Genomic DNA, 24,943 nt, shown 5'->3' on the forward strand with positions numbered 1-24,943 from the left:
ACCCAACTAATGCCAAGTTATCGGCATATACATAAGATACTTTAGTATAAATTTAAATTATATATTAACTTGTACAGACTCTACACCATCTACGCGTGCATTTAAAACTTTACCGGTTTTTTTGTTTTTTACTTTAACTTGCTCGCCAAGGCTACCATCCTCAAGTGCAATACCGGTTGTTTTAACTTTTAAGCCCTTAATATTAGCATTAATATTTACAGCATCGCCTTTGCACACCATGCATATTTGGCTAAGTAAAAGTGGCATTCCGCTGCGTATATTTCGTTTACTTCGGCTGCCTATTAATAATGCTGGGTTATCTAAATATTGTACTCTGATAAAGTGAGTTGAGCGCATTTCAATACTTAAATGCGCCGCAGTTATTACTTCGCCGCGAGCTAAATTTACATTAGCAACTACAACAGGAGCCGTTTCGGTTACTCTTACGTGTACATACTGGGCCCAGTTGTTAGTGTCGTTACATTTTATTTGTAATGTTACTTGGCGATTAAAAGGCGGATCGCTGGGGAGTAATAACTCAGGCTCTGATTCGCAACTGCGATCGGGAGTGCGGGGGTCGAGCGGTAACGCACTAAGCTGTATTTTATTTTCATCAAGGTTGTTAATTTGCGCAGCAACATGAGTTATAGCCATTTGTTGTAATATGTCTTTGCTAAATACTTTTGCCTCTAAAGGCAAAGTTAAACAGAGGCTAGTAAGAACATAAAAAACACTGTATCTTCTGATTTTTTTTAACAAACTCATAATGTTTCGGCTATGCTTATAGGTTAAAACAGGGTATAAATATTTAGCGTCAAAAAGTAGACGCTCCCGTTGTATTATGTGACTTTATAGATTCAAAGCAATTATCGTTCCGTATAGTTTGTTTTTTAGGAGATTTGAATGGCAGGTATTTTAGACTCAGTAAACCAACGAACCCAGTTGGTGGGGCAAAACCGCTTAGAGCTACTACTATTTAAACTCAGAGGGCGTCAGCGTTTTGGGATTAATGTGTTTAAAGTGAGAGAGGTACTGCAATGTCCTCCTCTTACCAATATGCCAAAATCAAATGCTTACATTCGTGGTGTTGCCCATATTCGCGGCCAAACTATTTCGGTTATCGACCTTTCTATGGCTGTGGGTGGGCGTCCAATTGAAAATATTAAAGACAGTTTTATAATTATTGCTGAATATAATCGTACCGTTCAAGGCTTTTTAGTTGGCGGTGTAGAGCGTATTGTAAATATGAACTGGGAAAAAATAATGCCGCCACCGCCAGGTGCAGGCCGGTATTCTTACTTAACTGCTGTAACTGAAATAGAAAACGAATTAGTTGAAATTTTAGATGTAGAAAAAATATTAAACGAAATTTGCCCAGTTAATACCGAAGTAAGTGCCGATGTTGCGGCTACACAAGGTGACATTAAAAAAGATTTAGGCGAGCGAATTGTTTTTATTGCCGATGACTCAGCAGTAGCACGAAACCAAGTTAAGCGAGCATTAGAGCCACTTGGCGTTCAAACTGAGCTTGCCAAAAATGGTAAAGAAGCACTTAAGCGATTAAAAGAAATAGCCGAACATGACTGCGTAAACGATATTACAGAACGTGTAGGGTTACTTATTTCGGATGTAGAAATGCCTGAAATGGATGGCTATACATTAACCGCCGAAATAAAAGCCGATCCTAAATTGGCACCATTACATGTTATTTTACATACCTCGTTAAGTGGCGTGTTTAATCAGGCCATGGTTGAAAAAGTAGGTGCAGATGACTTTATTGCAAAATTTAATCCCGACGAACTCGCAACAGCAGTAAGAAAATGGGTTCATTGTGATTAATAAATATAGGTGTTATTGATTTGAATAGTAAAGATTTACAGCAAAGTGAATACGATCAATTTCGCTTATTTTTAGAACAACAGTGCGGTATTGTATTAGGCGAAAACAAACAATACTTGGTTAAAAGCCGTTTAGCGCCGTTAATGAAGCGATTTAATGTTGAGTCTTTGTCACAGCTAGTAAATAAAACCTTGGGTTTGCATGAGCGCCAATTACGCGCTGCAGTGGTTGATGCAATGACCACCAATGAAACCCTATGGTTTAGAGATCAATATCCGTTTGAGTTATTAAAAACTAAACTGTTTCCAGAGTTTAAAGGGCTTAACAGGCCATTAAAAATATGGTCTGCGGCAAGCTCTTCTGGTCAAGAACCATATTCAATTGCTATGTCGGTTGCTGAGTTTCAGACAAGTTCTCCTGGGGTTTTACGCATGGGAGCGCAAATAGTGGCTACCGATATATCAAATACTATGCTGGATATGTGTAAACACGCCGAGTATGACGCGTTAGCACTAGCAAGAGGGCTCTCGGCCGAACGCCGCAAAAAGTTTTTTAAAGACAGCGGCAATGGTATGGCTCAGGTTATCGACCCAATAAAAAAGCAGGTTAACTTTAGACACCTTAATTTACTCGACTCATACGCGCTTTTAGGCAAGTTTGATATTATATTTTGCCGCAATGTGTTGATTTACTTTGCACCAGAAGTAAAAGCAAAAATTATTGCTAAATTTTCTCAAGCACTTAACCCTAAAGGTTATTTACTTTTAGGTGCGTCGGAATCAATGAGCGGTTTAAGTAATGATTTTGATATGGTTAGATGTAACCCTGGTATTATTTATCAAAAGAAATAACTGCAAGTGTGAAGTGTGAGCAGTTTGCACATTTTAAGCATTATTTTAAACGACGCATTTAGCGTCGTTTTTCGTTTTAGCGATAAGCAAGTAATTAGCCAAGCTTTGTGTATTACCAAGCACTGTGTATAAGTTATAGCTTCGCACCTCCCCTTATTTAAAGCGCATTGTGCCAATATATTTAAGCAAGTATATCCACAAAAAGGCTATGAAGTGCTGCACTTTAGAGAGGTAAAACTACTAGATTATATGTTTAAGTTACTCCTCATTTCCCTCATTGTTTTCACTTTGTGCAAAATAATATTTAAATGCTTTATTCACAAAGAGGGCGCTGCGCTTTAGAGAAGAAAAAATAGATAAATTATCTGTTTAAATCACTGCTCATTTACTGCCATTCGCATCCATTGTGCAAATGTGCTTTAGAGTTTTTAACTGCTGGCATTTTTTATAATAACTGTATTGGCTCATATCAATTTACTTATTGCCTTAAAATCTCCCTAAAACCTGCACTTTAAATAGCTATGTTTAATTAGCTTAGTAAATAACTTTAAACAAAAATTAGTTAAATGGCTTATTTCTTGCTTTGTTCAAGCTAAGTCAATTTTTTGGAGATGGTTATGGCTATCAGTTTTGATAAAGCGCTTGGTGTGCACCCGCATGCTATGTTGATCCGTTCGCAAAGAGCCGAAATGCTCGCTACCAATATCGCTAATGCTGATACGCCGGGCTATAAAGCAAAAGATATAGACTTTGCCTCTGCACTAAAAACGGCAAAGTCACACCAACAAGGCGGCAATAGTATGGTCAGAACCAACAGTAAACACATTGCCGGTGGTAGTAAAGAAGTAGGTGGTTCAGAAATGTTTCGTAATGCAAATCAACCAGATACAGGTGATGGCAACTCAGTTGATATACAGGTGGAACGAAACTTGTATGCACAGAATGCTATGGAGTATCAGGCCAGCTTGCAATTTTTAAGCGGCAGATTTAAAGGTCTGAAAAAAGCACTCGGTAGCCAAGGATAATAATTATGAGTTTATATAATGTTTTTGATATTGCTGGTTCTGGTATGAGCGCACAAAATGTGCGTTTAAACACCACCGCAAGTAATATTTCTAATGCGAATACTATTAGTTCTTCTCAGGATAAAACTTACCGAGCGCGACAACCTGTATTTGCTGCTGAGCTTACTAAAGCTTCAGCATCAGCAAGTAATCCACAGGGCTCCGCTGTTGGCGTTAAAGTATTAGGTATTGTTGAGAGCAACAAACCATTACAAATTGAATATAACCCAAACCATCCAAGTGCGGATGAAAATGGCTATATCTATAAACCCAACGTTAATGTTGTTGAGGAGATGGCAAACATGATTTCTGCCTCTCGTTCGTATCAAACAAATGTGCAAGTTGCCGATGCAGCAAAGCAAATGTTAAGTAAAACACTGCTGCTAGGCCAGCGGTAACAGAGGGTAGGTTATGAGTAACGATATTAGTACATCTTCATCCTATTTAGACTCTTTACGGTGGCAAGAAAAACAAGCAGCCAGTAAAGACAAGAGTGATGCGTTAACCCAAGAAGATTTTTTCTCATTACTAACGCAGCAACTGTCGTTTCAAGATCCGAGTAAACCGGCTGATAACGATCAGATGATTGCGCAAATGACTAGCTTTACTATGGCTGAGGGAATTTCAAATTTAAACTCTAACTTTGAAGCTTTAGCTGCATCAATGACATCAAATTCAGCACTGCAAGCATCTACATTAGTAGGTAAGCAGGCGCTTTTAGAGTCTGACACGTTAGATTTAAATGAAGCAGGTGATGCACGAGGCTCAGTTGTTGCCGAAAAGCCAGTTGAAAGCTTAAAGCTTAGAATTGAAGACGAGTCTGGGCAGTTAGTTCGAACTATAGATTTAGGCTCGCAACCAGCAGGTGCAGTGCGTTTTGCATGGGATGGTAAAAATGAAGCAGGTGAGCGCCTACCCCCTGGTGAATATAAAATTAAAGCCGAGGGGAGTACTAATGGTGAGTTTTCGAGCCTGCCAATTGCTACCTTTAAAAATATTGAGAGTGTGAATATTAATGGTGCAAATGGCATCATTATTAACACTAAAGAAGGTGCGGTTAGGCTGACTGATGTTGCAGAAATCGCGTAAAAGATTCATTAGCCAGCGGGCTAAAAATTAAATAGTTTAGAGGTCAATTATGAGCTTCAATATTGCATTATCCGGCCTTGCTGCCGCACAAAAAGATTTAAACGTTACGGCAAATAATATAGCCAACGTAAATACTACGGGTTTTAAAGAGTCGCGCGCAGAATTTGCTGACGTGTATGCATCGTCGGTATTTAGTTCGGGTAAAACAAAAAATGGTGACGGCGTGCAAACGACTATGGTTGCACAACAATTTCATCAAGGATCATTACAGTTTACCAATAACTCGTTAGATTTAGCGATTACCGGTGAAGGTTACTTTGCAACCAGCCAAGACCTAGGCGCGCAAGATTTTACTTACACACGTGCCGGCGCATTTAAGTTAAACAAAGACAACTTTGTGGTAGATGCAAATGGCAGCTTTTTACAAGGCTTTCCGGTTGACCCTTCAACAGGCGATACTACATCAGTGAGTTTAAGTACTTCATCGGCTTTACAAATACCTGACTCGTCAGGATCGCCGCGTGCTACTTCGAGTGTGTATAGCTCGTTTAATTTAGATTCACGATCAATTGCACCTACAATTGCGTTTAACCCTTCAGAAAGTGCGACGTATAATTCATCAACCTCAACAACCGTATATGACTCACTCGGTGAGCCACATGTATTGCAGCTGTTTTTTGTAAAAAGCGACCCTGCAGTACCCGGTAATGAAAATCAATGGAGCGTACATTCAACACTTGATGGTAAATCCTTTGATGATAAGGGTGTAGAGCAAACAGCAGCACCGTACCGCCCAATGACTACTTTTAAGTTTGACTCAAGTGGTTTACCGCAAAGTACAACTATTGATGGTATAGAAACACCAAACGTAAGTAACACTTTTAATCCATTGTCTATTGCAGCTGGTGGCGGTGGTAATGCGGGGCTTTCTGATTTATTAACCAATGGCGCTACCTTCCCAGCGCCTGTTGAAATTAACTGGCGTGATGAAACCGGTACAGCTAATAAAATACCTACTCAATACGCAAGTCGCTTTGAAGTAAAAGCACTTGAGCAAGACGGTGCAACGGTTGGCCGCTTAGCGGGTATTGATATTGGCGCCGACGGTAAAGTTGTGGCTTCGTACAGTAATGGCGACTCAACATTTTTAGGCCAAGTGGCTATGGTGCGTTTTTCAAACTCACAAGGTTTACAACAAGTGGGCAGCACAGGTTGGAAAGCGAGTATAGCGTCAGGCGAGCCTATTGCCGGTGAACCAGGCTCTGGCACCTTAGGTAATATCAACTCATCAGCGCTTGAGCAGTCAAACGTAAACTTAACTAACGAACTAGTTGATTTAATTAGCGCACAGCGTAATTTCCAAGCAAACTCGCGAGCGCTGGAAGTTAACTCAACGATTCAGCAAAGTATTCTACAAATTAGATAAAGCACAATTTATTAATTTGAATATTCAAGGCTGCTTAATTGCAGCCTTTTTTGTTTATAAGATCAGGTTTGAGGCGTTAGGTATCAGGTTTTAGGCAGAAATTTAAAGAGCAGGTTTGAGGCGTCAGGTATCAACCTAGAACCTAGCCCCTAGAACCTCATCCCTATAATTTCTGCAGCTACCGGCGGTATACCACATTGCTTGGCGGTGCAGTTTTACTGCTGTATTTAACAATGGCGCATATATTGCATTTGTTCTTACAGAGATTTTTAAATGAGTCGATGTTATGGATAAAATGGTCTACATTGCCGCGTCTGGCGCTAAGCAAAGCTTAATGGGGCTTGCCCTTAAAGCCAATAATTTGGCGAACGCAAATACCACAGGTTTTAAAGCTGACTTTGCCCAAGCTCGATCTATGCAAGCGTTTGGTGAAGGTTTGCCATCGCGGGTGTTTTCTATGGAAGAGCGCCCAGGTTCAAACATGACATCGGGCGGCATACAGCAAACCGGTCGCGAGCTCGACATTGCCATGAGCGATAACGCCTGGCTGAGTGTACAAGACGCCTCCGGCAACGAAGCTTATACAAAAGTAGGTACGCTAAACATTACCGCCGAAGGCATGTTAGTCACCAGCGGTGGTCGTCAAGTAATTGGCGAAGGCGGCCCTATTATTTTGCCAGTCCCGATTGAAAAAATAGAATTTAGTAAAGACGGTGCCATACAAGTACGCCCACAAGGCGCGCCGGCTAACTTTTTAGAAGAGGTTGATCGTTTAAAAGTGGTTGAGGCAAATAACTCAACACTTGAAAAAGGTAACGATGGTTTATTTAGACCAAAACCAAATCAAACGGTTGAAACTTCAGCTAACGTACAAGTGATAAGCGGCGCATTAGAAATGTCGAACGTTAATCCGGTACACGAAATGGTCGATATGATCAGCCATCAACGCCAATTTGAATTACAAGTAAAGCTAATGAAAACAGCAGAAGAAATAGATCAATCGCAAGATCAGCTGTTGCGCATAGTTTAACTTTAAAATGAGGACACGATTATGAATCCAGCATTGTGGATCAGTAAAACAGGGCTTGACGCCCAACAAACCGACATTTCGGTTATTTCAAATAACTTAGCCAACGCCAGTACAGTTGGTTATAAAAAAAGCCGCGCCGTTTTTGAAGATTTACTATACCAAAACATTAATCAGCCAGGCGGTCGCTCATCGCAAGATACCGAAATGCCATCAGGTTTAATGCTAGGTGCTGGTGCCAAAGTGGTAGCTAACCAAAAAAACTTTTCGCAAGGTAATATGCTAACCACTGAAAACTCACTAGATTGGATGATTTCTGGTTCAGGCTTTTTTGAAGTACTGCAGCCAGATGGCAATATTGCTTATTCGCGCAACGGGCAATTTACCACCGATGGCGACGGGCGAGTTGTAACCTCGGGTGCCGGTTATGTAGTTCAGCCTGAAATGAACGTACCCGACGACGCGCAATCAATCACTGTATCGCAAGACGGTGAAGTGTCTGTACGTGTTGCAGGGCAGGCCGACAACGTGGTTATTGGACAAATTACCATTAGTGACTTTATTAATCCGTCGGGCCTTGAGCCTATAGGGCAAAACCTTTACACCGAAACTGCGGTAAGTGGCGCGCCGGTACAGGGTAACCCAGGGGTTGATGGGCTAGGCACTATTATTCAAGGCTCACTAGAAACGTCAAACGTAAACGTAACCGAAGAGTTGGTAAACCTAATAGAAACCCAGCGTGTTTACGAAATGAACTCAAAAGTAATTTCGGCAGTTGATGAAATGATGAGCTACATCAATCAGCAATTATAATATTTTAGAGGTTATTATGCGCAATATTATATTATTTGCAGCGGGTACTTTATTGTTAAGTGGCTGTGTGTCTACACAAAATAGTGACGTAGTACAAGACGACCCTTACTACGCACCCATGTACCCAGAACCCAATGTTGAACCGGCAGTTGCTAATGGCTCACTGTTTAATACGTATTTATCGAACGACTTATACGCCGATAAAAAAGCACTGCGTACCGGCGATATAATTACAGTTAAATTGCAAGAATCTACGCAAGCCTCTAAAGCGGCAAAAACAGAAACCGATAAGCAGTCAGACGCAAAACTTGACCCCGTTATTGGTTTAGGCGGATTACCGGTAAATATTGGCGGCGACAGTATTCAATTTGGTATTGGCAGCGACGCGTCATTTAAAGGCGACTCAAAATCAAATCAGTCAAATAGTTTAGCCGGTGATATATCGGTAAACGTAATGCGTGTTTTACCTAATGGTAATTTAGTTATTCGCGGCGAAAAATGGCTAACGTTAAACTCGGGCGAAGAATTTATTCGTTTAGAGGGATTAGTAAGGCCAGAAGATGTAACTGCAGACAATACCGTACAGTCAAATAGAATTGCTAATGCACGAATTCAATATTCGGGCAAAGGGCAAACTCAAGAAGCGCAAAGTGCCGGTTGGCTAACACGCTTTTTTAGTAGCTCACTTTTTCCTTTTTAGAGGACATTCATCATGAATGTATTTAAAGTTTTTTGTTTAATGGTGTTACTTGGCTGGCAACTTCCTGCCATGGCCGAGCGCATTAAAGATGTGTCTATGGTTGAGGGCGTACGCTCAAACCAATTAGTAGGCTATGGCCTAGTTGTTGGCTTACCTGGTACGGGCGAGCAAAGCCGATTTACCGAGCAAAGCTTTAAAGGCATGTTAAACAGCTTTGGCATTACGCTACCGGCAAGCTTAAAACCAAAAATTAAAAACGTGGCTGCGGTTGCAGTGCATGCTGAGCTACCGCCTTTTAGAAAGCCCGGGCAAACTATAGATATTACCGTATCATCTATTGGTAGTGCAGGTAGTTTACGCGGTGGTACTTTACTACAAACCTTTTTAAAAGGGGTCGACGGCAACGTATACGCTATTGGTCAAGGTAGTTTAATTGTAGGTGGTTTAGGCGCAGAAGGGCTTGATGGCAGTAAAGTCGTTATAAACACGCCAACAGTGGGGCGTATTCCAAATGGCGCAACCGTTGAACGCGCAGTTAAAAGCCCATTTATGCAAAACGACTATATTACTTTTAACTTAAATCGCCCAGACTTTACTACCGCCAAGCGATTAGAGAAAACCATAAACGATTTAGTAGGCCCAAATAGCGCCCAAGCACTCGATGCAGCGTCTATTAGAGTGATTGCCCCAAGAGACGCCTCGCAGCGCGTGTCTTATTTATCAACGCTCGAAAACCTAGAGTTTACCCCAGCAGATACAGCGGCAAAAATTATCGTTAACTCGCGTACCGGTACTATTGTTATTGGTAAAAATGTAAAACTACAACCAGCTGCTATTACTCATGGTGGCTTAACAGTAACGATTGCAGAGCAGCTAAACGTATCGCAGCCTAATGCTTTTAGCGATGGCGATACCGTTGTTACCCAGCAAAGTATTATAGATATAAAACAAGACGACTCACGGGCATTTGTATTTAACCCCGGAGTGAGCCTAGATGACCTAGTACGCGCTATAAACGAAGTAGGCGCCGCACCTGGCGATTTAATGGCAATACTAGAAGCCCTAAAAGAAGCTGGCGCAATAAACGGCCAGCTAGTTGTAATTTAAAACAACGTAATGCTATCGGTGGTCAGTTTTAAAAGCTGGTAACCGATGGCATCTTGCTTAACACCCTTTCATCTGGCTCAATTTTTGCATTGCTTTATACATTATTCATTATTGTGTCAAAAAGCTGATGGAAACAAATCACCTCGATAAGCAAAACTTTTTTGATTTAGGTAACTTAAACGCTTTGCGTAAAGACGCCCTAAACAGTGGCGACGCGTCTAGTGATGCCTCAAAAGCGGCTCTCAAAAAAGCAGCGGCACAATTTGAAGCCATATTTACGCAAATGTTGCTTAAAAGTATGCGCAAAGCCAGCGAAGCCTTCGAAGACAAAGAAAGCCCATTAAATTCAAGTAGCGTAAAGTTTTTTGAAGAAATGCACGATCAGCAACTCTCATCAGAGCTCTCGTCTAATGGTTCATTAGGGCTTGCCGACTTAATAGTGCAGCAACTCTCTCCTACGGCAAAAAATTACACCCCAGCTTCAGTACTCAGAACCAGTAACGATCTTTTAAGCGATCAGCGTGCTGGCATAGAGTTGCCGCAGCAACAGCGTAAAAAAGCCGTAACCGAGCCTGTAGATAAAAGCACTATGAATACCGAAAAGCCAGAAGTAGCTAAGCCAAACTTTGAAACGGCCGAAGAGTTTGTAAGTTCGGTATGGGAGCATGCTAAAACAGCGGCTAAAAAAATTGGTTTAAACCCAGCCGTTATGGTGGCTCAAGCAGCACTTGAAACTGGTTGGGGTAAGCATATTATTAATAAAAGCGACGGTAACAGCTCAAATAACTTATTTAATATTAAGTCAGATAAAAGCTGGCAGGGCGAAAAAGCCAACAAAGTAACCTTAGAGTTTGAACAAGGTGCTGCAGTTAAAAAACAAGCCAGTTTTAGAGCTTACGACTCAATAAAAGACAGCGTAAACGACTTTGTTGATTTTTTAACTCAAAACCCACGCTATCAACAAGCATTACAAAATACCGGCAAACCGGCAGCGTTTTTAGACTCATTACAACAAGCCGGTTATGCAACAGACCCAAATTATGCGGATAAAATAAAGCGCGTACTTAACAGTAGCGAGCTAAAAAATATTGCAACAAACGTGATCCGCCAAGGAGTAAAGTAACATGTCGTTTAATTTATTAAACATTGCTAATTCAGGAATAAGAGCAAACACTGATCTGTTGCAAACAACCAGTAAAAATATTAACAATGTAAATACCGTCGGCTATGTGCGCGAGCGTACAGAGCATGGCACCATGATCGACAATCAAGTTGGCAAAGGTAATACCTACAGGTTACTTAATGAGTTTGCACAAAAACAATTAAACAGAGACACCTCAAATAAAACGTTTTTTGATCAGTTTGTAAGTGAAGCAAACCGGGTCGATACGTTATTTTCGCAAGAAGCGAATAGCTTATCGACCGGTATTAATTCGCTATTTAATAACGTGCAAGAAGCGCTTAATCAGCCATCGTCAACGGTTGCACGTTCGTTAGTAATGACTAACGCCGACAGCTTAATAAGCCAAATGGATAGATTGTCGGGAATAGTGCTGGATCAAAAAAATGTTGTAAATGAGCAGCTCGAAATATTCTCCGATGAAGCCAACACCTTAATTCAAAAAATAGGATCGTTAAACCAACAAATAGCAGGTGTTAATGGTACTAACAACGCATCTGCTGCAAGCGGCACATATAACGAGCGCGATAAAGCGATTCGCGATTTATCAGAGTTAATCGACATTGAAACGCTTGACGGCCCCAATGGTGAAAAACTTGTTTTTATGGGCAGCGGTGAAGCGGTTGTAATGCAAAATGGCTCGTTTAACTTATTTTCGATGCGCGGCGACCCCGATCCAAACTTTAAAGAGCTGCGCTTAGATGTAAATGGCGGCAAAGCTGTGCCGCTTGAAGTTGATGCCAGTAAATTAAAAGGCAAAATAGGTGGTTTACTTGCCTTCAGAGACGATATTTTAGTACCTGCGCAAAATCAAATAGGCCAAATGGGCTTAGCGTTAGCTGATGCATTTAATCAGCAAAATCACTTAGGAATGGATGCTAACGGTAAATTGGGTGGCGATATATTTACTATACCAACAGTCAATGGTTATGGGTATCAAGCAAACACCGGCTCTGCGAGTGTGAGTGCCACGGTTGAACCTGACAAAGGCAAAGAATTACCGGCCAGTGACTTTATTGTGACTTATACCGATAATCCAAACGAAGTGAGTATTCAGCCAATCGATAATAAAGGCGAGCCGATAGGCCATGCGGCCATAGCCGTTATTCCTGCAAATAACATCATAGGTGAAGATGCTATACAACCAGCTACACCCGGTGATCCTAATGCAACGCCGCCAAAACCACCTACAGTTGAAGATTCATTTGGCTTAAAACTAGAAATTAATGGTACTGGTAATCCAGGCGATAAATTTCAAATTAAGCTCAATTCAGAAGCCGCAGCTAATATTACTCTCGCCACTGGGCGCGGTGAAGACCTAGCGTTAGCATCGCCAATACGCACCGCCGATGCTATAAATAATACCGGTAGCGGCGCTATTTCCGCGGGTAGTGTAACTAGCATTACCACTGAGGGTTTTGCTGCAACTAACCCAGCTACACTCAAAAATGGCCCTATTACGGTTGTTAAAACGGCAATTGAAAATCAATTTACGGTATCAGATGGTGCAAATAGCAGTACATTTACAGTAACACCACCGGCAAAAAACATGTTGCAACAAGCAGGTAATGGCTTTGAATTATACGGTTTTGACTTTGATATTGAAGGCTCGCCAGCCACAGACGATAGCTTTACATTAGAGTTTAACAAAGGCGGCTTTGACGATAACCGTAATGGCTTAAAGTTAGCCGAGTTACAAAACGGTGACTTGGTGCGTCAAAATGTTGTTTCAAGCTCAGATGCCGATAACCATAAAACGTTTAACCAAGCGTATGCCGGATTAGTAACCGACATTGGCGTGGTAACAGGCCAAGCTAAAACAAACGGCGCAGCATTCGACGCACTCGCACAGCAGTCAGAGGCATGGTACGAGTCGTTATCTGGGGTAAACCTTGACGAAGAAGCAGCTAATTTGCTGCGCTTTCAACAATCTTACGCGGCTTCAGCTCAGGTGCTTTCTGCTGCACGTTCTATTTTTGACACTTTACTTAGTGCCACGAGGTAATTATGCGTTTATCAAATAACTTAATGTATCAAAACAGCATTAATAAAATACTACAAAATCAAAATGGCGTAGCAAACGCACAAGAGCGAGTAAATACTAGGCAAAAGTATTTATCTACCTCAGAAGCGCCTGCCGACATATCGCAAGCTATGCTGTATACCAATAAAATACAAAGTAATGAACAGTATACAAAAAACATTAACCAGCTCAATGGCCGACTCAAAACCGAAGAAAGCGTACTGCAAGGTATTAACGAAAGTATTCAAGCAGCTAAAGATATTGCCTTAAAAGCAGGTAATGGCGCATACAGTAAAGACGACTTAAAGTCGTTAGCGTCGGAGCTAACCGAAATACAAAAAACGTTAGCTAATTTAATGAACACCCGATCAGAAGACGGTAAATACATATTTTCAGGCTACCAAGACAGCACGCAACCGTATCAGTTTGATGCCGCTAGCGGCAAGTATAATTACCAAGGCGATCAAGGCCAACATAAAATTACTATTGCCGAAGGTGTGTCGATTAAATCTAGCGACAATGGCTACGACACCTTTGAAAAAATCAATGCACGCCTCGATGTAGCATCTAACGCAGGCGATGCAACAAGTACGCTTACGGGTTCTGTTTATGTAGATAAACAAGGAGTGTTCGATCAGTTTCATAAAGCTAACTATAACGCCGTTGATGCCAGCCAAAATACTTTTAATGTAAAGGTTGTTCTAGGCGATCCACAGCAATATGAAATTCAGCGCGCAGGTAACCCATTAAACCCACCTGTTACTGGGGCGGTACAAGCAGGCGAGCCAATTGAATTTGCTGGCATGAAAATTCAGCTAAGCGGCGCTGCACCTGGGCAGCTCGACTTTAGTCTCGAGCCACCTCATAAAGAAAACGTACTTAATACACTGCAGGGTTTAATTACAGGTTTAAATAATGGCACGCTTGCGGGAGACGATTTTCAGCAAGTACTTAACGATGGTGTAACGCAGTTACAAAATGCCAGCGAACAAGTTGTGTTTACCCAAGCCAGTTTAGGTGGGCGGATGAATGTGCTAGAAAGAGTAACCGACTCTAACTCTGCGTTAGACATTCAAAACCAAAGTAATCGTTCAAGCCTGCTTGAAGTAGATATGGCCGCTGCAATTAGCGAACTCACTCAGCAAGAAACCGCACTACAAGCATCGCAAGCCACCTTTGGCCGCTTAGCCAAACTCTCGTTATTTGATTATATTTAAAGGTTAAGAGCAGGTTTGAGGTGTCAGGTATCAGGTTTTAGGTAGAAATTAGCCAAGCACGGTGTGAAAGAGCAGGTTTTAGGTGTCAGGTATCAGGTTTTAGGCAAAAATTAACCAAGCACGGTGTGAAAGAGCAGGTTTTAGGCAAAAACTAGCCAAGCTAGGCGTTTTTGCTGATGGAGGCGCGGTTTTATACCGCGTTTTTGGGTTTTCGACTATCTGAAATTTACTGTTCTTTGTGCAAATGGGTTTAGTAAATTTATTCACAAAGAGGGTTATGAGGGCGCTACGCTTTAGAGAAGAAAAAAGCACTCAATTATGTGTTTCCGAGTTTTTCAATTTACTTCTCATTTACTCTCATTGTTTTCTCTTTGTGCAAAAAGGTAGTTTTAACTATCAACAATTAGCCAAGTTGGGGGGATTAAATTCAGCGCGTATTTTAAAGCGCATCAATCAATAAAGGCTATCATTTTAGTTGTATAACACCTTTATTATTAGTTAGTTATATTTTTTGTTTAAATTAATTTAGTTTTTATTAAAAAAAAGCTAAAGATAATTTCTGCCCTGCCGTTAACTTAATCAGTACGGAGCTGAGCATACATTTTTGACAGCTCTTGGTTAAATTAAAATAGTAACATTACGAAAGTAATCAGGAGTTTTATCATGGCTATATCAGTAAATACAAACGTATCTTCACTAAACGCTCAGCGTAACCTTTCCAAATCAGGTCAGGGCTTAGCTACTTCAATGGAACGTTTATCATCAGGTATGCGTATCAACAGCGCAAAAGATGATGCAGCAGGAATGCAAATTTCAAACCGTTTAACATCACAAGTAAATGGTTTAGCTGTAGCACAGCGTAATGCTAACGATGGTATTTCTATGGCGCAAACTGCTGAGGGGGCTATGAGTGAGTCAACAAACATTCTTCAGCGTATGCGTGAGCTGGCTCTGCAATCAGCAAATGGTTCTAACTCGGCTGATGATCGTGGTGCCCTACAAAAGGAAGTGAAAGCATTACAAAAAGAACTTACACGAATTGCAGATACAACAAGTTTTGGTGGTGTTAATTTACTTGATGGTAATTTTGGAGCCAAAAAGTTTCAAGTAGGTGCGGATGCAAACCAAACAATTTCTGTAAATTTAGCAAGTGTTGCCGCAGAAAAAATTGGTAATTATAGTAAAAGTGTTGCAGGAAGTGTGATTGGTGCGGCTGCAGCAGGAACTGCGCTTGGTAAAGTAGCGAACGCTGAGGCTATCACAGTCACTAATGCTAACAACGATTCGGGTATTTATACAACTAAAGTTGGTGATACTGCTGTTGAAGTTGCAAAGGGTATTACAGATTTAAAACTTGGTGTTGAAGCTAAAGCAGTTTTGGAAGTAGATATTGAAATAAAGGACGTTACTAAAGCAGGGTCGTTTGCTATGGATGGAAAAACATACGATTTAAGGGATGGTGATCTTGGCCGTGTAGCTGCTGAAATTTCAACTAATGGACACGAAGCAAGTGTTGCTGGCGGTAAGTTGACCATAAGAGCAATAGGGGTTGATGGCATTGACATGACTGATACTACTTTAGGAGGGACTGCCATGGGGTCTGTTGGTGGCACAACGACTATCAGTACAGCTACGGCCTCAAGCTTTGGAGCTAAAGTAGTAATGACATCTGATGATACGTTTACTGCAACTGGTGGGGCTGAAGCAATTGGAGCAGGAAGCTCTGAATTACAAGCTATCAGTACTTTGAAAATTAGTAGTGCTTTTGATTCACAAAAAGCGATAGCAACGATTGATGCTGCATTGGGTTCAATTGATAGCCAACGTGCTGATTTAGGTGCTGTACAAAACCGATTTGGCCATACAATTAGTAACCTTGCTAATATTCAAGAAAACGTATCTGCATCACGTAGTCGTATTCAAGACACTGACTTTGCAACAGAAACAGCACAAATGACGAAGAACCAAATATTACAACAAGCAGGTACGTCAATTTTGTCGCAAGCGAACCAGTTGCCACAAGCAGCACTTAGCTTACTAGGTTAATAGCTAAGAGTTTATTAGGCATTAGCTTATTAATAGCTAACTAATACCAAAAGTCAGTATTAGTAATTTAAAAAAGGAGATGGCTTTGTTCATCTCCTTTTGTCGTTTAACTTACTAAATTAAGCTAATTTATAAATAGTGTACAATGTTTAAAACTATTTAGGGGGCGTTATGAATACAATTACCTCAGGCGCAGAAGCTTTAGTAACGGCAAGTAATACTGGGCAAGCTAGCGAAAGTAAAGCAGGGCAAGCCAGTGCAGAATTAACTGCTGGTGCTATTGGCGATGTTAAAAAAAGTGCTTCACAAGCTCAGCAGTATCAAAGTAATGCTGACACTGCTACGCAGCAGCAACAACCGCTAGAGCGTGAACAGCTAGAAAAAGTGGCGCAGCAATTGCAGGATTTTATGGGCGAAATGAACCGCAGTTTGCAATTTAAAGTTGATGAAGATTCAGGCCGCGATGTAATTAAAGTGCTCGATAAAGCCACTGGCGATGTTATTAAACAATACCCTTCGGAAGAAGTGTTAAGTTTAGTGTCTAAGTTGTCTGAAACCGCGGGTTTATTAATTGACCAAACGGTATAGCTATATAAGTATATAACTAAATAGTAGTTGCGATTTTTAAGTTTTTTGTTTTTTATTTAATAGTGTAAAAAGGGGTATAAACATGGCTATTTCGTTTACTGGTTTAGGTTCAGGCTTACAAGTATCTGAAATTGTAGGCGCATTAGTAAATGCTGAAAAAGCGCCTTTTGAATCACGTTTAAATAGAAAAGAAGCCAACTTAACTACCGATATATCGGCGGTGGGTGCACTAAAAGCAGCGCTCGAAAAAGTACAAGAGTCGATGAGTGGGCTAGGCGACGCTGATAACTATCAAAAACGTACTACATCAGGTAATGATGACTTTATATCGCTTAGCTCAGATAAAGACGCTCAACCAGGTGGTTACTCGGTAAAAGTAAATAATTTAGCCACTGAACATAAAATAATGTCGAGTGCGTTTGATGCCGCCAATCCTGTTGGTGCTGGCACCATGACGTTAAGCTCGGGCGATAATAGCTTTGATATTGCAGTATCAGACACTGCAACGCTAAGCGAAGTGCGCGATGCAATAAACAACAGTAAAGATAACAAAAGCATTAACGCCACCATAATTACTGATGATAGTGGCCAGCGCTTAGTGTTTTCGGCTCAAACTAGTGGTGTAGAAAACCAAATTAAAATAGCAGTGGCCGATGACGATGCTAATAACACCGATACTCTAGGCCTTTCGCGTTTAGCGTTTGACCCTGCACCTGCAGGAATAAAAAATGTGAGCGAAGTAGTTGCCGCTGTTGATGCGTCAATAACTATTGACGGTACAGTAACGGTAACTAGCAGCACTAACGAATTTAAAAACGTGATTGATGGCGTGACTATTACCGCTAAAAAAGCACAAGGTGTTGACGACGACCTAAGTAAGCTAACCGTTAAAGAAAATAACAATAATATTAAAGCAGGGCTAGATAGCTTTATTAAAAGCTATAACGAGCTGTTAGAGCTAAGTAAAAATTTAGGTAAATCTGGCGAGGATGGCGCTGGCGTAATGGCGGGTGATTCTCTGCTGCGCGGTGTTATGTCAAAGTTAAGGCAAGAAATTACCAACAGTGTTGACTTAGGCGATGGTAACTCTTTGTCGTTGTCGCAGTTAGGTGTTGAAGCCGACCGCTATGGTAAATTAAGCTTAGATAGCGAACGCTTAGATGAGCAAGTAAAAAATGATGTTGATTTAGTACAGCAGTTTTTTATTGGTGAAAATAAAGACGAAGGCGGCTTTGCCCAATCGTTTGATGAGTTAATGAACTTTTATACTAAATCAGATGGCTTAATTCAAAACAGAATAGAAAGTAAAGAAGGTCAGCTTCGCGGGATTGATGACGAACGAGTATCGTTTGCACGTAAAATGCAGTCGTTAGAGTCGCGCCTTTATGCGCAGTACAACAGCATGGATTTATTGGTGGCAGGCTTAAATTCAACCAGTAGTTATCTTCAATCTCAGTTAGATAATATGCCAGGCGTAGTTAGAAAGTCTAAGTAGTTAAGGGTTAGGCTCTAGGGAATATACTGGGCTTTAGGCTAAGGCAAATACTGAGCTTGCGAAAAAGCAGTTTTTAGTTATATAAGTGCGGCTTTATTTAATAACAATAATACCGCACTTTTTGCGTTAAACAGATTAAAACAGTGCAAAAAGGCTTTAAGTGATTTACTCACAAAGAGGCTAAGAGACGCTGCGCTTTAGAGAAGAAAAGGCACTAAATTACTTGTTTAACTCACTTCTCATTCCCCGCGTCCTCTCCTCGCTATGCATATTTGATTTAAGTAAATATATTCACAAAGAGGTTAAGAGGGCGCTGCGCTTTAGAGAAGAAAAGTATAAAACCATCGTTTAATTTACTTTTTATTATGCTAACTGTCTTTTTAAGTGCTTTTGTAAGCGCTGATCGCTTTGTCTGACTTTTTATGCTTTAACAAGGCTTTAAACGAGTCGTCTTTATGGATATTAGCTTGAGTTAAAATAGCATTAATATGCGCTTGTGTTGTTATAAGCTCGTCACTACTTGGCTGCTCAGCGCTTTCGCACCAGCTTTTTAAACACGTATTTAACGCTTCAAGCTGTAAAGCTGCCGCGTCAGCATCGTTGTTATTTACCAGTGTTTCAAGCTCGCAGAGCAATTGTTTAATTTGCTCTGCTGGCTGTTGGTCAGTTATTAAAGGCATAATAAATTAAACTGCAGGAGAGCGTTCGCTAGCAGGAATATTATCCCACCCTTCTTTTATTTCTTTCACTATGCTAGAAACTTCCATAATTGCTGCTGTATCGTTATTTAAGTTAGCTTTAGTTAGTGTACGCTGGCAATAGTCGTATAACGCTAATAAGTTGTCTGAAATTTCTGAGCCTTGCTCAACGTCAAAATTAAGTGCGTCTTGTAATGCGCCAAAAAGTAAAATGCAGGCTGAAATGTTTTCGCCCTTTTTTTCAATTTCTTTGCGTTCAATAAAACCTTTGGTTGCAGCTAAGCGCCCAATAATGTTACTAAAAATTAGGTTGATTTGTTCGTAAGGTGTCATTTCGCTAATGCTGCTTGCACGAACTTGACCGTATTTTTTAATTGATGCATGTGCCATGAGAAGATCCTAAATTTTGATAACTAAAAATATTAATACAATGCCAGCAATTATAATGCCAAGCATTTTATATATACTTACTTATCGGCATTTAAGGCAGCAACTTAAGTAAATATTAGTGAATATTTTTATTATAAAGTGACTTTATATCTCTAATTTAAGTATTAAGCTTTGCGATTAATTTATTATGCGAATGTAGGGGGCCTTTATAACCTTAATACTTAATGGTTAATCCTTAAGTATTATTGCTTTAATTAAAGTGTCTGTTTTTTGGCGTTTATGTCAAAAAGTCGCCACTAGTGCTTGCATACAATTTCAACTGGCTTACAATTTGATTAACAAAATAAATTAGTGAAATGAATGGCCCGCTAAATATGATCTTAATTTTAGATAATAATAACAATCGCTCGATAGGATTATATGCCTCACTTACTTTTATTGGTGAAGCGGTGCAATTACAAACGGAAGCCGACTTTGAGCAAGCATGTAGTAAGTATCAAAGTAAAGAATGCATTGTAATTTTAGGTGCATTGCAGGCGCTTGATCACGAAAGTTTAATTAAACGCTACCCTACGTTTCCTTTTTTACTAATTGGCGAAACACTCAAGCCTTTACTGAGTATTGCTAATGTAGTGGGGTTAATTTGTGAGCCATTTAGCCACGAAATAACCACGCAACTATTACACGACTGCCAACAATATCAGCGCATGTTGCCTATTGAGCACAAACACAGTAAACCACACAATACTTTTGATGGCCTAGTAGGTGAAACATCTGCGGTTAAAGACCTGCGCTTTTTAATTGAGCAAGTAGCAAAAACCGATGCTAATGTACTTATTTTAGGTGAGTCGGGCACAGGTAAAGAGGTGGTGGCGCGTAACGTACATTTATTGTCTAAACGCCTTAAAGGGCCTTTTGTACCAGTTAACTGTGGTGCGATTCCGGGGGAGTTGCTCGAAAGTGAATTGTTTGGCCATGAAAAAGGCGCATTTACAGGGGCAATTTCTGCTCGTAAAGGGCGTTTTGAACTGGCGCAAGGCGGTACACTATTTTTAGATGAAATAGGCGATATGCCGCTGCAAATGCAAGTTAAATTGCTGCGCGTATTGCAAGAACGCAGTTATGAGCGAGTAGGTGGTACAAAAGCGATTCAGGCTGATGTGCGCATTATTGCTGCAACCCATCGCAACCTCGAAACCATGATAGAGCAAGGCACGTTTCGTGAAGATTTATACTACCGATTAAACGTATTCCCTATTGAAAGCCCGTCGCTTACTCAGCGCGCCGATGACATACCGCTGTTATTAAAAGAGTTAATGCGCCGCGTTAATGAGCAAAGTGGCTCAACCGCTAAGTTTACTGAGCGCGCGGTCGAGAGTTTAAAAGAGCATAGTTGGCCGGGTAATATTCGCGAGCTTGCAAACTTAGTTGAGCGAATGGTGATAATGTTCCCGGAAAAAGTGGTAGATGTTCCTGATTTACCGGCTAAGTATCGTTATATTGAAGTTGAAGCCTATGAACCACAGTACCCAGAAGAGTTAATGGAGCGCGATGCTTTTAACGACATATTTAGCACTGACTTTAGCGACTATGACGATGAGCCCGAACACTCTACAGCAGCAGATTCAGGCTTGTTACCCAGCGAAGGGATTGAGCTTAAAGAATACTTAGCCGAGCTAGAAATTAACTTAATTACTCAAGCATTAGAGCGCTTTGATTATGTAGTTGCTCGCGCCGCCGAAATACTCGGAGTACGCCGCACTACTTTGGTCGAAAAAATGAAAAAATATAACTTGTCGAGAGATTAAAAGCTAAGGGTAGCTATCAGGTTTTAGGTGTCAGGGTTCAGGCTTTAGGTAAAAAATAACCAAGCACAGCGTTTAGCTTTTGCTGCGTTAAGCTTGCTGACGCGCGCACTAATTACAGAGGCTTGATTAAAAGCCTGAAATCAGACTGTTTGCCTAGCCCCTAGCTTTTTAACTTCTTCTTTTCTAAAACATTTATTACTGTGATCGTTAACCATACCGCAGGCTTGCATATGGGCGTATACGGTTGTTGGCCCTAAAAACTTAAAACCACGCTTTTTTAAATCTTTAGCAAATGCGCTTGAGGTAGGGGTAATTGCTGGTGTGTCATCATCAGAGTTTAAATTATTTACTTGCGGCTTATTGCCAACAAACTGCCATTGATAGTTACTAAAGCTACCAAATTCTTGCTGAATTTTAATAAAGCATTTGGCGTTATTTACAGTAGCGGCAATTTTTAAGCGATTACGCACAATACCCGCATCAAGCATTAGTCGCTCAATATCTTGCTCGGTAAATGCTGCTACTTTGTGTACATCAAAGTCGGCAAAAGCATTTTTATAACCATTACGCTTTTTTAAAATAGTGTACCAACTCAATCCTGCTTGCGCCGACTCCAGCGTTAAAAATTCAAACAGTTTTTTATCGTCATACACAGGCACTCCCCATTCGTTATCGTGGTATGCAACGTAGTCGGGTTTGCTGGTGTCGAGCCATGAGCAACGGGTTTGCTTGGTCATTATAGTTCCTTAGTTGCGGTGCTTTTATTTGCGCGTCATTTTAATGTCGCGCATTTTTACTGTGTAACTCAATGATATACATGGTAATAAAAGGTGGTATAAATTGTGCATTTGAAACTGTATCTGCATCAATTAGAGATTTGATTATGGCACTTGCTAGTGTGTTAAAACCACAGTTTATTTCTGCAAATCAGTATAACCCATGTTTACTTCAAGAGGAGTATATAGGGGAGTTAAGTGATCTGCGTAAACAGGCTAGTTGGCTTTCGCATTTAGTAGATACTATGCCCGCAGGAGTAATTGTGCTTGATGGTAAAGGTATGATAGCGAAAGCGAATCAAATTGCGATTGATATGCTTGGCGAGCCGCTTGAAGGCGAAAAGTGGTTTAGTGTTATTCAGCGCTCTTTTCGGCCTCAGCAAGATGATGGCCACGAAGTGTCTTTAAAAGACGGGCGCTTAATAAAACTTGATATTACCGCACTTGCCCCAGAGCCTGGGCAACTTATTTTAATGACAGACTTGAGCGAAACCCGCCGCTTACAAAAGCGGGTTGCACATATGCAGCGTTTAAGTGCGCTGGGTAAAATGGTGGCATCTTTGGCGCACCAAGTACGTACGCCGCTGTCGGCAGCTATGCTTTATGCTGCTAATTTAGGTTCAAAACGCTTACCAGAAGCGTCGCGCGATAACTTTCAAACTAAATTAATGTCGCGCTTAAAAGATTTAGAAAATCAAGTAAACGACATGCTGCTATTTGCCAAAAGTGGCGATCAGCATGTGGTTGAGCAGGTGTCTATGCAGCAATTATTAAGCGAAGTAAAAACCGGTGCAGATGCCATGGTAACGCTTAATAACAGTGAGCTTGATGTAAGCTTACCTGAGCCCGACATTGCGATTTTAGGGAATAAAACCGCGCTTGCCAGTGCGATTCAAAACCTGATTCATAACAGTATTCAAATTATAGGCGCTGGGGCACAAGTGCAAGTAAGTGCAATGCGCGATTTGCAAACCCCAGATTTTGTACGCATTAGCGTGAGTGATAATGGCCCAGGTGTTGACCTACAGCAGGTAGATAAACTGTTTGAACCATTTTTTACCACTAGCAGCCAAGGCACAGGCTTAGGGTTGGCGGTTGTTAGCTCTGTTGCTAATGCGCACCAAGGGCGTATTGAGGTGACTAATAATGTACATGGCGGCGCTTGTTTTAATCTGTTATTGCCAATTAGCGCAGCATCTAAATTAGAGGAATCGTTATGAGTAATACTATTTTAGTTGTAGAGGACGACGCAGGACTTCGCGAAGCATTAATAGATACCCTAGAAATGTCGGGTATTGAATGCGTTGCTGCCGACAGTGCTGAGCAAGCAATGTTACTACTTAAAAAAGAATCCTTTTCGTTAGTGGTGAGCGATGTGCAAATGGGCGCTATGAGCGGCCTAGATTTACTGCGCAGTATTAAATTAAATTACCCCGATTTACCGGTCTTAATGATGACCGCTTACGCAACTATTGACGATGCGGTAGAGGCAATGCGCTTAGGCGCGATTGATTATATGGCCAAACCATTTGCACCCGAGGTGCTATTAAATATGGTGAGCCGCTATTTGCCCGAAAAACCTAAAGAAACCGACGGCCCTATTGTTGCCGATCCAACGAGTATTCAATTGTTGGAGCTTGCAAGCAGGGTAGCTAAATCAGACGCCAGTGTTATGGTGCTGGGGCCAAGTGGCTCGGGCAAAGAAGTATTAGCGCGGTTTATTCATGATAAATCAGCGCGTGCTGCAAAGCCCTTTGTGGCTATTAACTGTGCGGCGATTCCTGAAAACATGCTAGAAGCAACATTATTTGGCTACGAAAAAGGCGCTTTTACTGGCGCGATTCAGGCATGCCCAGGTAAGTTTGAGCAAGCACAGGGCGGTACAATTTTACTTGATGAAATTACCGAAATGGATTTAGGCTTACAAGTTAAACTACTGCGTGTATTACAAGAGCGCGAAGTTGAACGCTTAGGGAGTCGTAAAACCATTGCGCTGGATGTACGCATACTCGCAACCAGTAATCGCGATTTAAAACAAGCGGTTGCAAATAATCAGTTTAGGGAAGATTTATATTATCGCCTTAACGTTTTTCCGCTAATGTGGCGGCCATTGTGCGAGCGCCCTGGCGATATAATTGTGTTGGCGAAGCACTTAATTGAACGCCATTTAATAAAAGCTAAGCAGCCGCTGGCTATTTTAGATAAGCAAGCTGAGCAAAAGCTCCTTAGCCATACATGGCCAGGTAATGTGCGTGAGCTTGATAACGTAATTCAGCGTGCGCTTATACTGCGCAATGGCAACAGCATAAGTGAGCAAGCTATTTTTATTGAAAACTTAGCCCCAAGTAACTTTGTAGTAGAGCCAGCAATTAGTGAAAGTGCGTTAACTAGCGCCTATTACGATAGTAAAACAACAGCCATTATTAATGACGAAAAGTCGGGTGATGAAAAGCTTGATGAGCAAACACCGAATGAGCAAAAATCAGATTTACTCGCTCAAGATACAGGCAGTTATAAAGATGAGCTTAAAGATAAAGAGCATCGAATTATTTTAGAAACACTTGCGCGTTGCCAAGGCAAGCGTAAAGACGTAGCCGAAACTTTGGGTATTAGCCCGCGAACTTTACGTTATAAACTAGCGCAAATGCGCGACTTAGGTATTTCACTTCCTGCATAACCTTCAAAAAAGCCCTAAATTCAATACCTTGAATTTAGGGCTGTCAAAACTCTGACTAAGTAAAAACTAACTGTAACACCATGTATTTAAAGCTTTATTTATGTGGCACGTTTTGTGCTTTATTAACCT

The 24,943-nt window shown here is 41.0% G+C and carries 23 protein-coding genes and 1 pseudogene; 20 read left to right on the plus strand and 4 right to left on the minus strand.

Annotation, left to right across the window (positions count from 1 at the left end):
* Positions 1-57 precede the first annotated feature (57 nt).
* Entirely contained in the window at positions 58-765 is a 708-nt protein-coding gene (gene flgA / locus H5058_RS02300; RefSeq protein ID WP_011327459.1) for a flagellar basal body P-ring formation chaperone FlgA, read from the minus strand.
* 138 nt (positions 766-903) lie between these two features.
* Here flgA and H5058_RS02305 point away from each other — a divergent pair, with 138 nt between their 5' ends.
* The 17 genes and pseudogenes from H5058_RS02305 to fliD all read left to right on the plus strand — a co-directional run bounded on the left by H5058_RS02305 (position 904) and on the right by fliD (position 18,465).
* Complete coding sequence (locus H5058_RS02305) at positions 904-1,839, plus strand: chemotaxis protein CheV (RefSeq protein ID WP_011327460.1); 936 nt, start codon at positions 904-906, stop codon at positions 1,837-1,839.
* Positions 1,840-1,859: 20 nt separating this feature from the next.
* Positions 1,860-2,690: a protein-glutamate O-methyltransferase CheR gene (locus H5058_RS02310; protein WP_011327461.1), complete on the plus strand. Its 831-nt coding sequence runs from the start codon at positions 1,860-1,862 to the stop codon at positions 2,688-2,690.
* A 617-nt stretch (positions 2,691-3,307) separates the two neighbouring features.
* A complete protein-coding gene (gene flgB, locus H5058_RS02315) occupies positions 3,308-3,715 on the plus strand; it encodes a flagellar basal body rod protein FlgB (protein ID WP_041454356.1) in 408 nt (135 codons plus the stop codon).
* A gap of 5 nt (positions 3,716-3,720) precedes the next feature.
* Positions 3,721-4,152 carry a flagellar basal body rod protein FlgC gene (gene flgC / locus H5058_RS02320; protein WP_011327464.1) on the plus strand — a complete coding sequence of 144 codons (432 nt, stop codon included), beginning with the start codon at positions 3,721-3,723 and terminating at the stop codon, positions 4,150-4,152.
* A 13-nt stretch (positions 4,153-4,165) separates the two neighbouring features.
* Entirely contained in the window at positions 4,166-4,843 is a 678-nt protein-coding gene (locus H5058_RS02325; protein WP_011327465.1) for a flagellar hook assembly protein FlgD, read from the plus strand.
* Positions 4,844-4,892: 49 nt separating this feature from the next.
* Positions 4,893-6,269, plus strand: coding sequence for a flagellar hook protein FlgE (gene flgE, locus H5058_RS02330; RefSeq protein WP_182676759.1), 1,377 nt, complete (start codon positions 4,893-4,895; stop codon positions 6,267-6,269).
* Between the two features lie 286 nt (positions 6,270-6,555).
* A complete protein-coding gene (locus tag H5058_RS02335; RefSeq protein WP_011327467.1) occupies positions 6,556-7,299 on the plus strand; it encodes a flagellar basal body rod protein FlgF in 744 nt (247 codons plus the stop codon).
* Positions 7,300-7,320: 21 nt separating this feature from the next.
* Positions 7,321-8,109: a flagellar basal-body rod protein FlgG gene (gene flgG / locus H5058_RS02340; protein WP_011327468.1), complete on the plus strand. Its 789-nt coding sequence runs from the start codon at positions 7,321-7,323 to the stop codon at positions 8,107-8,109.
* 16 nt (positions 8,110-8,125) lie between these two features.
* A complete protein-coding gene (flgH, locus tag H5058_RS02345) occupies positions 8,126-8,809 on the plus strand; it encodes a flagellar basal body L-ring protein FlgH (RefSeq protein WP_011327469.1) in 684 nt (227 codons plus the stop codon).
* 12 nt (positions 8,810-8,821) lie between these two features.
* Positions 8,822-9,916: a flagellar basal body P-ring protein FlgI gene (locus H5058_RS02350; protein WP_011327470.1), complete on the plus strand. Its 1,095-nt coding sequence runs from the start codon at positions 8,822-8,824 to the stop codon at positions 9,914-9,916.
* 127 nt (positions 9,917-10,043) lie between these two features.
* A complete protein-coding gene (gene flgJ, locus H5058_RS02355) occupies positions 10,044-11,039 on the plus strand; it encodes a flagellar assembly peptidoglycan hydrolase FlgJ (RefSeq protein ID WP_011327471.1) in 996 nt (331 codons plus the stop codon).
* A gap of 1 nt (position 11,040) precedes the next feature.
* A complete protein-coding gene (locus H5058_RS02360) occupies positions 11,041-13,101 on the plus strand; it encodes a FlgK family flagellar hook-associated protein (protein WP_182676761.1) in 2,061 nt (686 codons plus the stop codon).
* A 2-nt stretch (positions 13,102-13,103) separates the two neighbouring features.
* Complete coding sequence (gene flgL, locus H5058_RS02365; protein WP_182676763.1) at positions 13,104-14,336, plus strand: flagellar hook-associated protein FlgL; 1,233 nt, start codon at positions 13,104-13,106, stop codon at positions 14,334-14,336.
* Between the two features lie 663 nt (positions 14,337-14,999).
* Positions 15,000-15,362 (plus strand): annotated as a pseudogene (locus H5058_RS18670) (flagellin); the annotation flags it as partial.
* A gap of 636 nt (positions 15,363-15,998) precedes the next feature.
* Positions 15,999-16,382: a flagellin gene (locus H5058_RS18675; protein ID WP_404936289.1), complete on the plus strand. Its 384-nt coding sequence runs from the start codon at positions 15,999-16,001 to the stop codon at positions 16,380-16,382.
* A 171-nt stretch (positions 16,383-16,553) separates the two neighbouring features.
* Entirely contained in the window at positions 16,554-16,970 is a 417-nt protein-coding gene (locus H5058_RS02375; RefSeq protein WP_182676767.1) for a flagellar protein FlaG, read from the plus strand.
* An 82-nt stretch (positions 16,971-17,052) separates the two neighbouring features.
* A complete protein-coding gene (gene fliD / locus H5058_RS02380; protein WP_182676769.1) occupies positions 17,053-18,465 on the plus strand; it encodes a flagellar filament capping protein FliD in 1,413 nt (470 codons plus the stop codon).
* Positions 18,466-18,845: 380 nt separating this feature from the next.
* On the opposite strand, the gene H5058_RS02385 is transcribed toward fliD, so the two are convergent.
* Together H5058_RS02385 and fliS are read right to left on the minus strand one after the other, a co-directional pair.
* Positions 18,846-19,145, minus strand: coding sequence for a hypothetical protein (locus tag H5058_RS02385; protein ID WP_011327478.1), 300 nt, complete (start codon positions 19,143-19,145; stop codon positions 18,846-18,848).
* Between the two features lie 6 nt (positions 19,146-19,151).
* Positions 19,152-19,553 (minus strand): flagellar export chaperone FliS, encoded by a 402-nt coding sequence (gene fliS, locus H5058_RS02390; protein ID WP_179807101.1) that lies wholly within the window; start codon positions 19,551-19,553, stop codon positions 19,152-19,154.
* 374 nt (positions 19,554-19,927) lie between these two features.
* Here fliS and H5058_RS02395 point away from each other — a divergent pair, with 374 nt between their 5' ends.
* Complete coding sequence (locus tag H5058_RS02395; RefSeq protein WP_179807102.1) at positions 19,928-21,361, plus strand: sigma-54 dependent transcriptional regulator; 1,434 nt, start codon at positions 19,928-19,930, stop codon at positions 21,359-21,361.
* A 140-nt stretch (positions 21,362-21,501) separates the two neighbouring features.
* Here H5058_RS02395 and H5058_RS02400 read toward each other — a convergent pair whose 3' ends face one another.
* Positions 21,502-22,098 carry a DNA-3-methyladenine glycosylase I gene (locus tag H5058_RS02400; protein WP_089367872.1) on the minus strand — a complete coding sequence of 199 codons (597 nt, stop codon included), beginning with the start codon at positions 22,096-22,098 and terminating at the stop codon, positions 21,502-21,504.
* A gap of 146 nt (positions 22,099-22,244) precedes the next feature.
* On the opposite strand from H5058_RS02400, the gene H5058_RS02405 reads away from it, so the two are divergent.
* Together H5058_RS02405 and H5058_RS02410 are read left to right on the plus strand one after the other, a co-directional pair.
* The gene (locus H5058_RS02405) at positions 22,245-23,357 is read left to right on the plus strand and encodes a PAS domain-containing sensor histidine kinase (protein WP_089368937.1); all 1,113 of its coding nucleotides are present in this window, start codon (positions 22,245-22,247) and stop codon (positions 23,355-23,357) included.
* Entirely contained in the window at positions 23,354-24,814 is a 1,461-nt protein-coding gene (locus tag H5058_RS02410) for a sigma-54 dependent transcriptional regulator (protein WP_182676771.1), read from the plus strand. The genes H5058_RS02405 and H5058_RS02410 overlap by 4 nt, the downstream gene beginning before the upstream one ends.
* The last annotated feature ends 129 nt before the right edge of the window (positions 24,815-24,943 follow it).

The organism is Pseudoalteromonas sp. SR45-4 (genome assembly GCF_014163535.1).
Taxonomy (GTDB): Bacteria; Pseudomonadota; Gammaproteobacteria; order Enterobacterales; family Alteromonadaceae; genus Pseudoalteromonas; species Pseudoalteromonas nigrifaciens.

Excerpts from the sequence above, each read along its gene's own strand:
- flgB (WP_041454356.1), top strand. The coding sequence starts at position 3,308 with ATGGCTATCAGTTTTGATAAAGCGCTTGGTGTGCACCCGCATGCTATG.
- H5058_RS18675 (WP_404936289.1), top strand. The coding sequence starts at position 15,999 with ATGACATCTGATGATACGTTTACTGCAACTGGTGGGGCTGAAGCAATT.
- H5058_RS02325 (WP_011327465.1), top strand. The coding sequence starts at position 4,166 with ATGAGTAACGATATTAGTACATCTTCATCCTATTTAGACTCTTTACGG.
- H5058_RS02375 (WP_182676767.1), top strand. The coding sequence starts at position 16,554 with ATGAATACAATTACCTCAGGCGCAGAAGCTTTAGTAACGGCAAGTAAT.
- fliD (WP_182676769.1), top strand. The coding sequence starts at position 17,053 with ATGGCTATTTCGTTTACTGGTTTAGGTTCAGGCTTACAAGTATCTGAA.
- flgJ (WP_011327471.1), top strand. The coding sequence starts at position 10,044 with ATGGAAACAAATCACCTCGATAAGCAAAACTTTTTTGATTTAGGTAAC.
- flgC (WP_011327464.1), top strand. The coding sequence starts at position 3,721 with ATGAGTTTATATAATGTTTTTGATATTGCTGGTTCTGGTATGAGCGCA.
- H5058_RS02350 (WP_011327470.1), top strand. The coding sequence starts at position 8,822 with ATGAATGTATTTAAAGTTTTTTGTTTAATGGTGTTACTTGGCTGGCAA.
- fliS (WP_179807101.1), bottom strand. The coding sequence starts at position 19,553 with ATGGCACATGCATCAATTAAAAAATACGGTCAAGTTCGTGCAAGCAGC.
- H5058_RS02410 (WP_182676771.1), top strand. The coding sequence starts at position 23,354 with ATGAGTAATACTATTTTAGTTGTAGAGGACGACGCAGGACTTCGCGAA.
- flgE (WP_182676759.1), top strand. The coding sequence starts at position 4,893 with ATGAGCTTCAATATTGCATTATCCGGCCTTGCTGCCGCACAAAAAGAT.
- flgL (WP_182676763.1), top strand. The coding sequence starts at position 13,104 with ATGCGTTTATCAAATAACTTAATGTATCAAAACAGCATTAATAAAATA.
- flgH (WP_011327469.1), top strand. The coding sequence starts at position 8,126 with ATGCGCAATATTATATTATTTGCAGCGGGTACTTTATTGTTAAGTGGC.
- flgG (WP_011327468.1), top strand. The coding sequence starts at position 7,321 with ATGAATCCAGCATTGTGGATCAGTAAAACAGGGCTTGACGCCCAACAA.
- H5058_RS02395 (WP_179807102.1), top strand. The coding sequence starts at position 19,928 with ATGATCTTAATTTTAGATAATAATAACAATCGCTCGATAGGATTATAT.
- H5058_RS02360 (WP_182676761.1), top strand. The coding sequence starts at position 11,041 with ATGTCGTTTAATTTATTAAACATTGCTAATTCAGGAATAAGAGCAAAC.
- H5058_RS02385 (WP_011327478.1), bottom strand. The coding sequence starts at position 19,145 with ATGCCTTTAATAACTGACCAACAGCCAGCAGAGCAAATTAAACAATTG.
- H5058_RS02400 (WP_089367872.1), bottom strand. The coding sequence starts at position 22,098 with ATGACCAAGCAAACCCGTTGCTCATGGCTCGACACCAGCAAACCCGAC.
- H5058_RS02405 (WP_089368937.1), top strand. The coding sequence starts at position 22,245 with ATGGCACTTGCTAGTGTGTTAAAACCACAGTTTATTTCTGCAAATCAG.
- H5058_RS02335 (WP_011327467.1), top strand. The coding sequence starts at position 6,556 with ATGGATAAAATGGTCTACATTGCCGCGTCTGGCGCTAAGCAAAGCTTA.
- flgA (WP_011327459.1), bottom strand. The coding sequence starts at position 765 with ATGAGTTTGTTAAAAAAAATCAGAAGATACAGTGTTTTTTATGTTCTT.
- H5058_RS02305 (WP_011327460.1), top strand. The coding sequence starts at position 904 with ATGGCAGGTATTTTAGACTCAGTAAACCAACGAACCCAGTTGGTGGGG.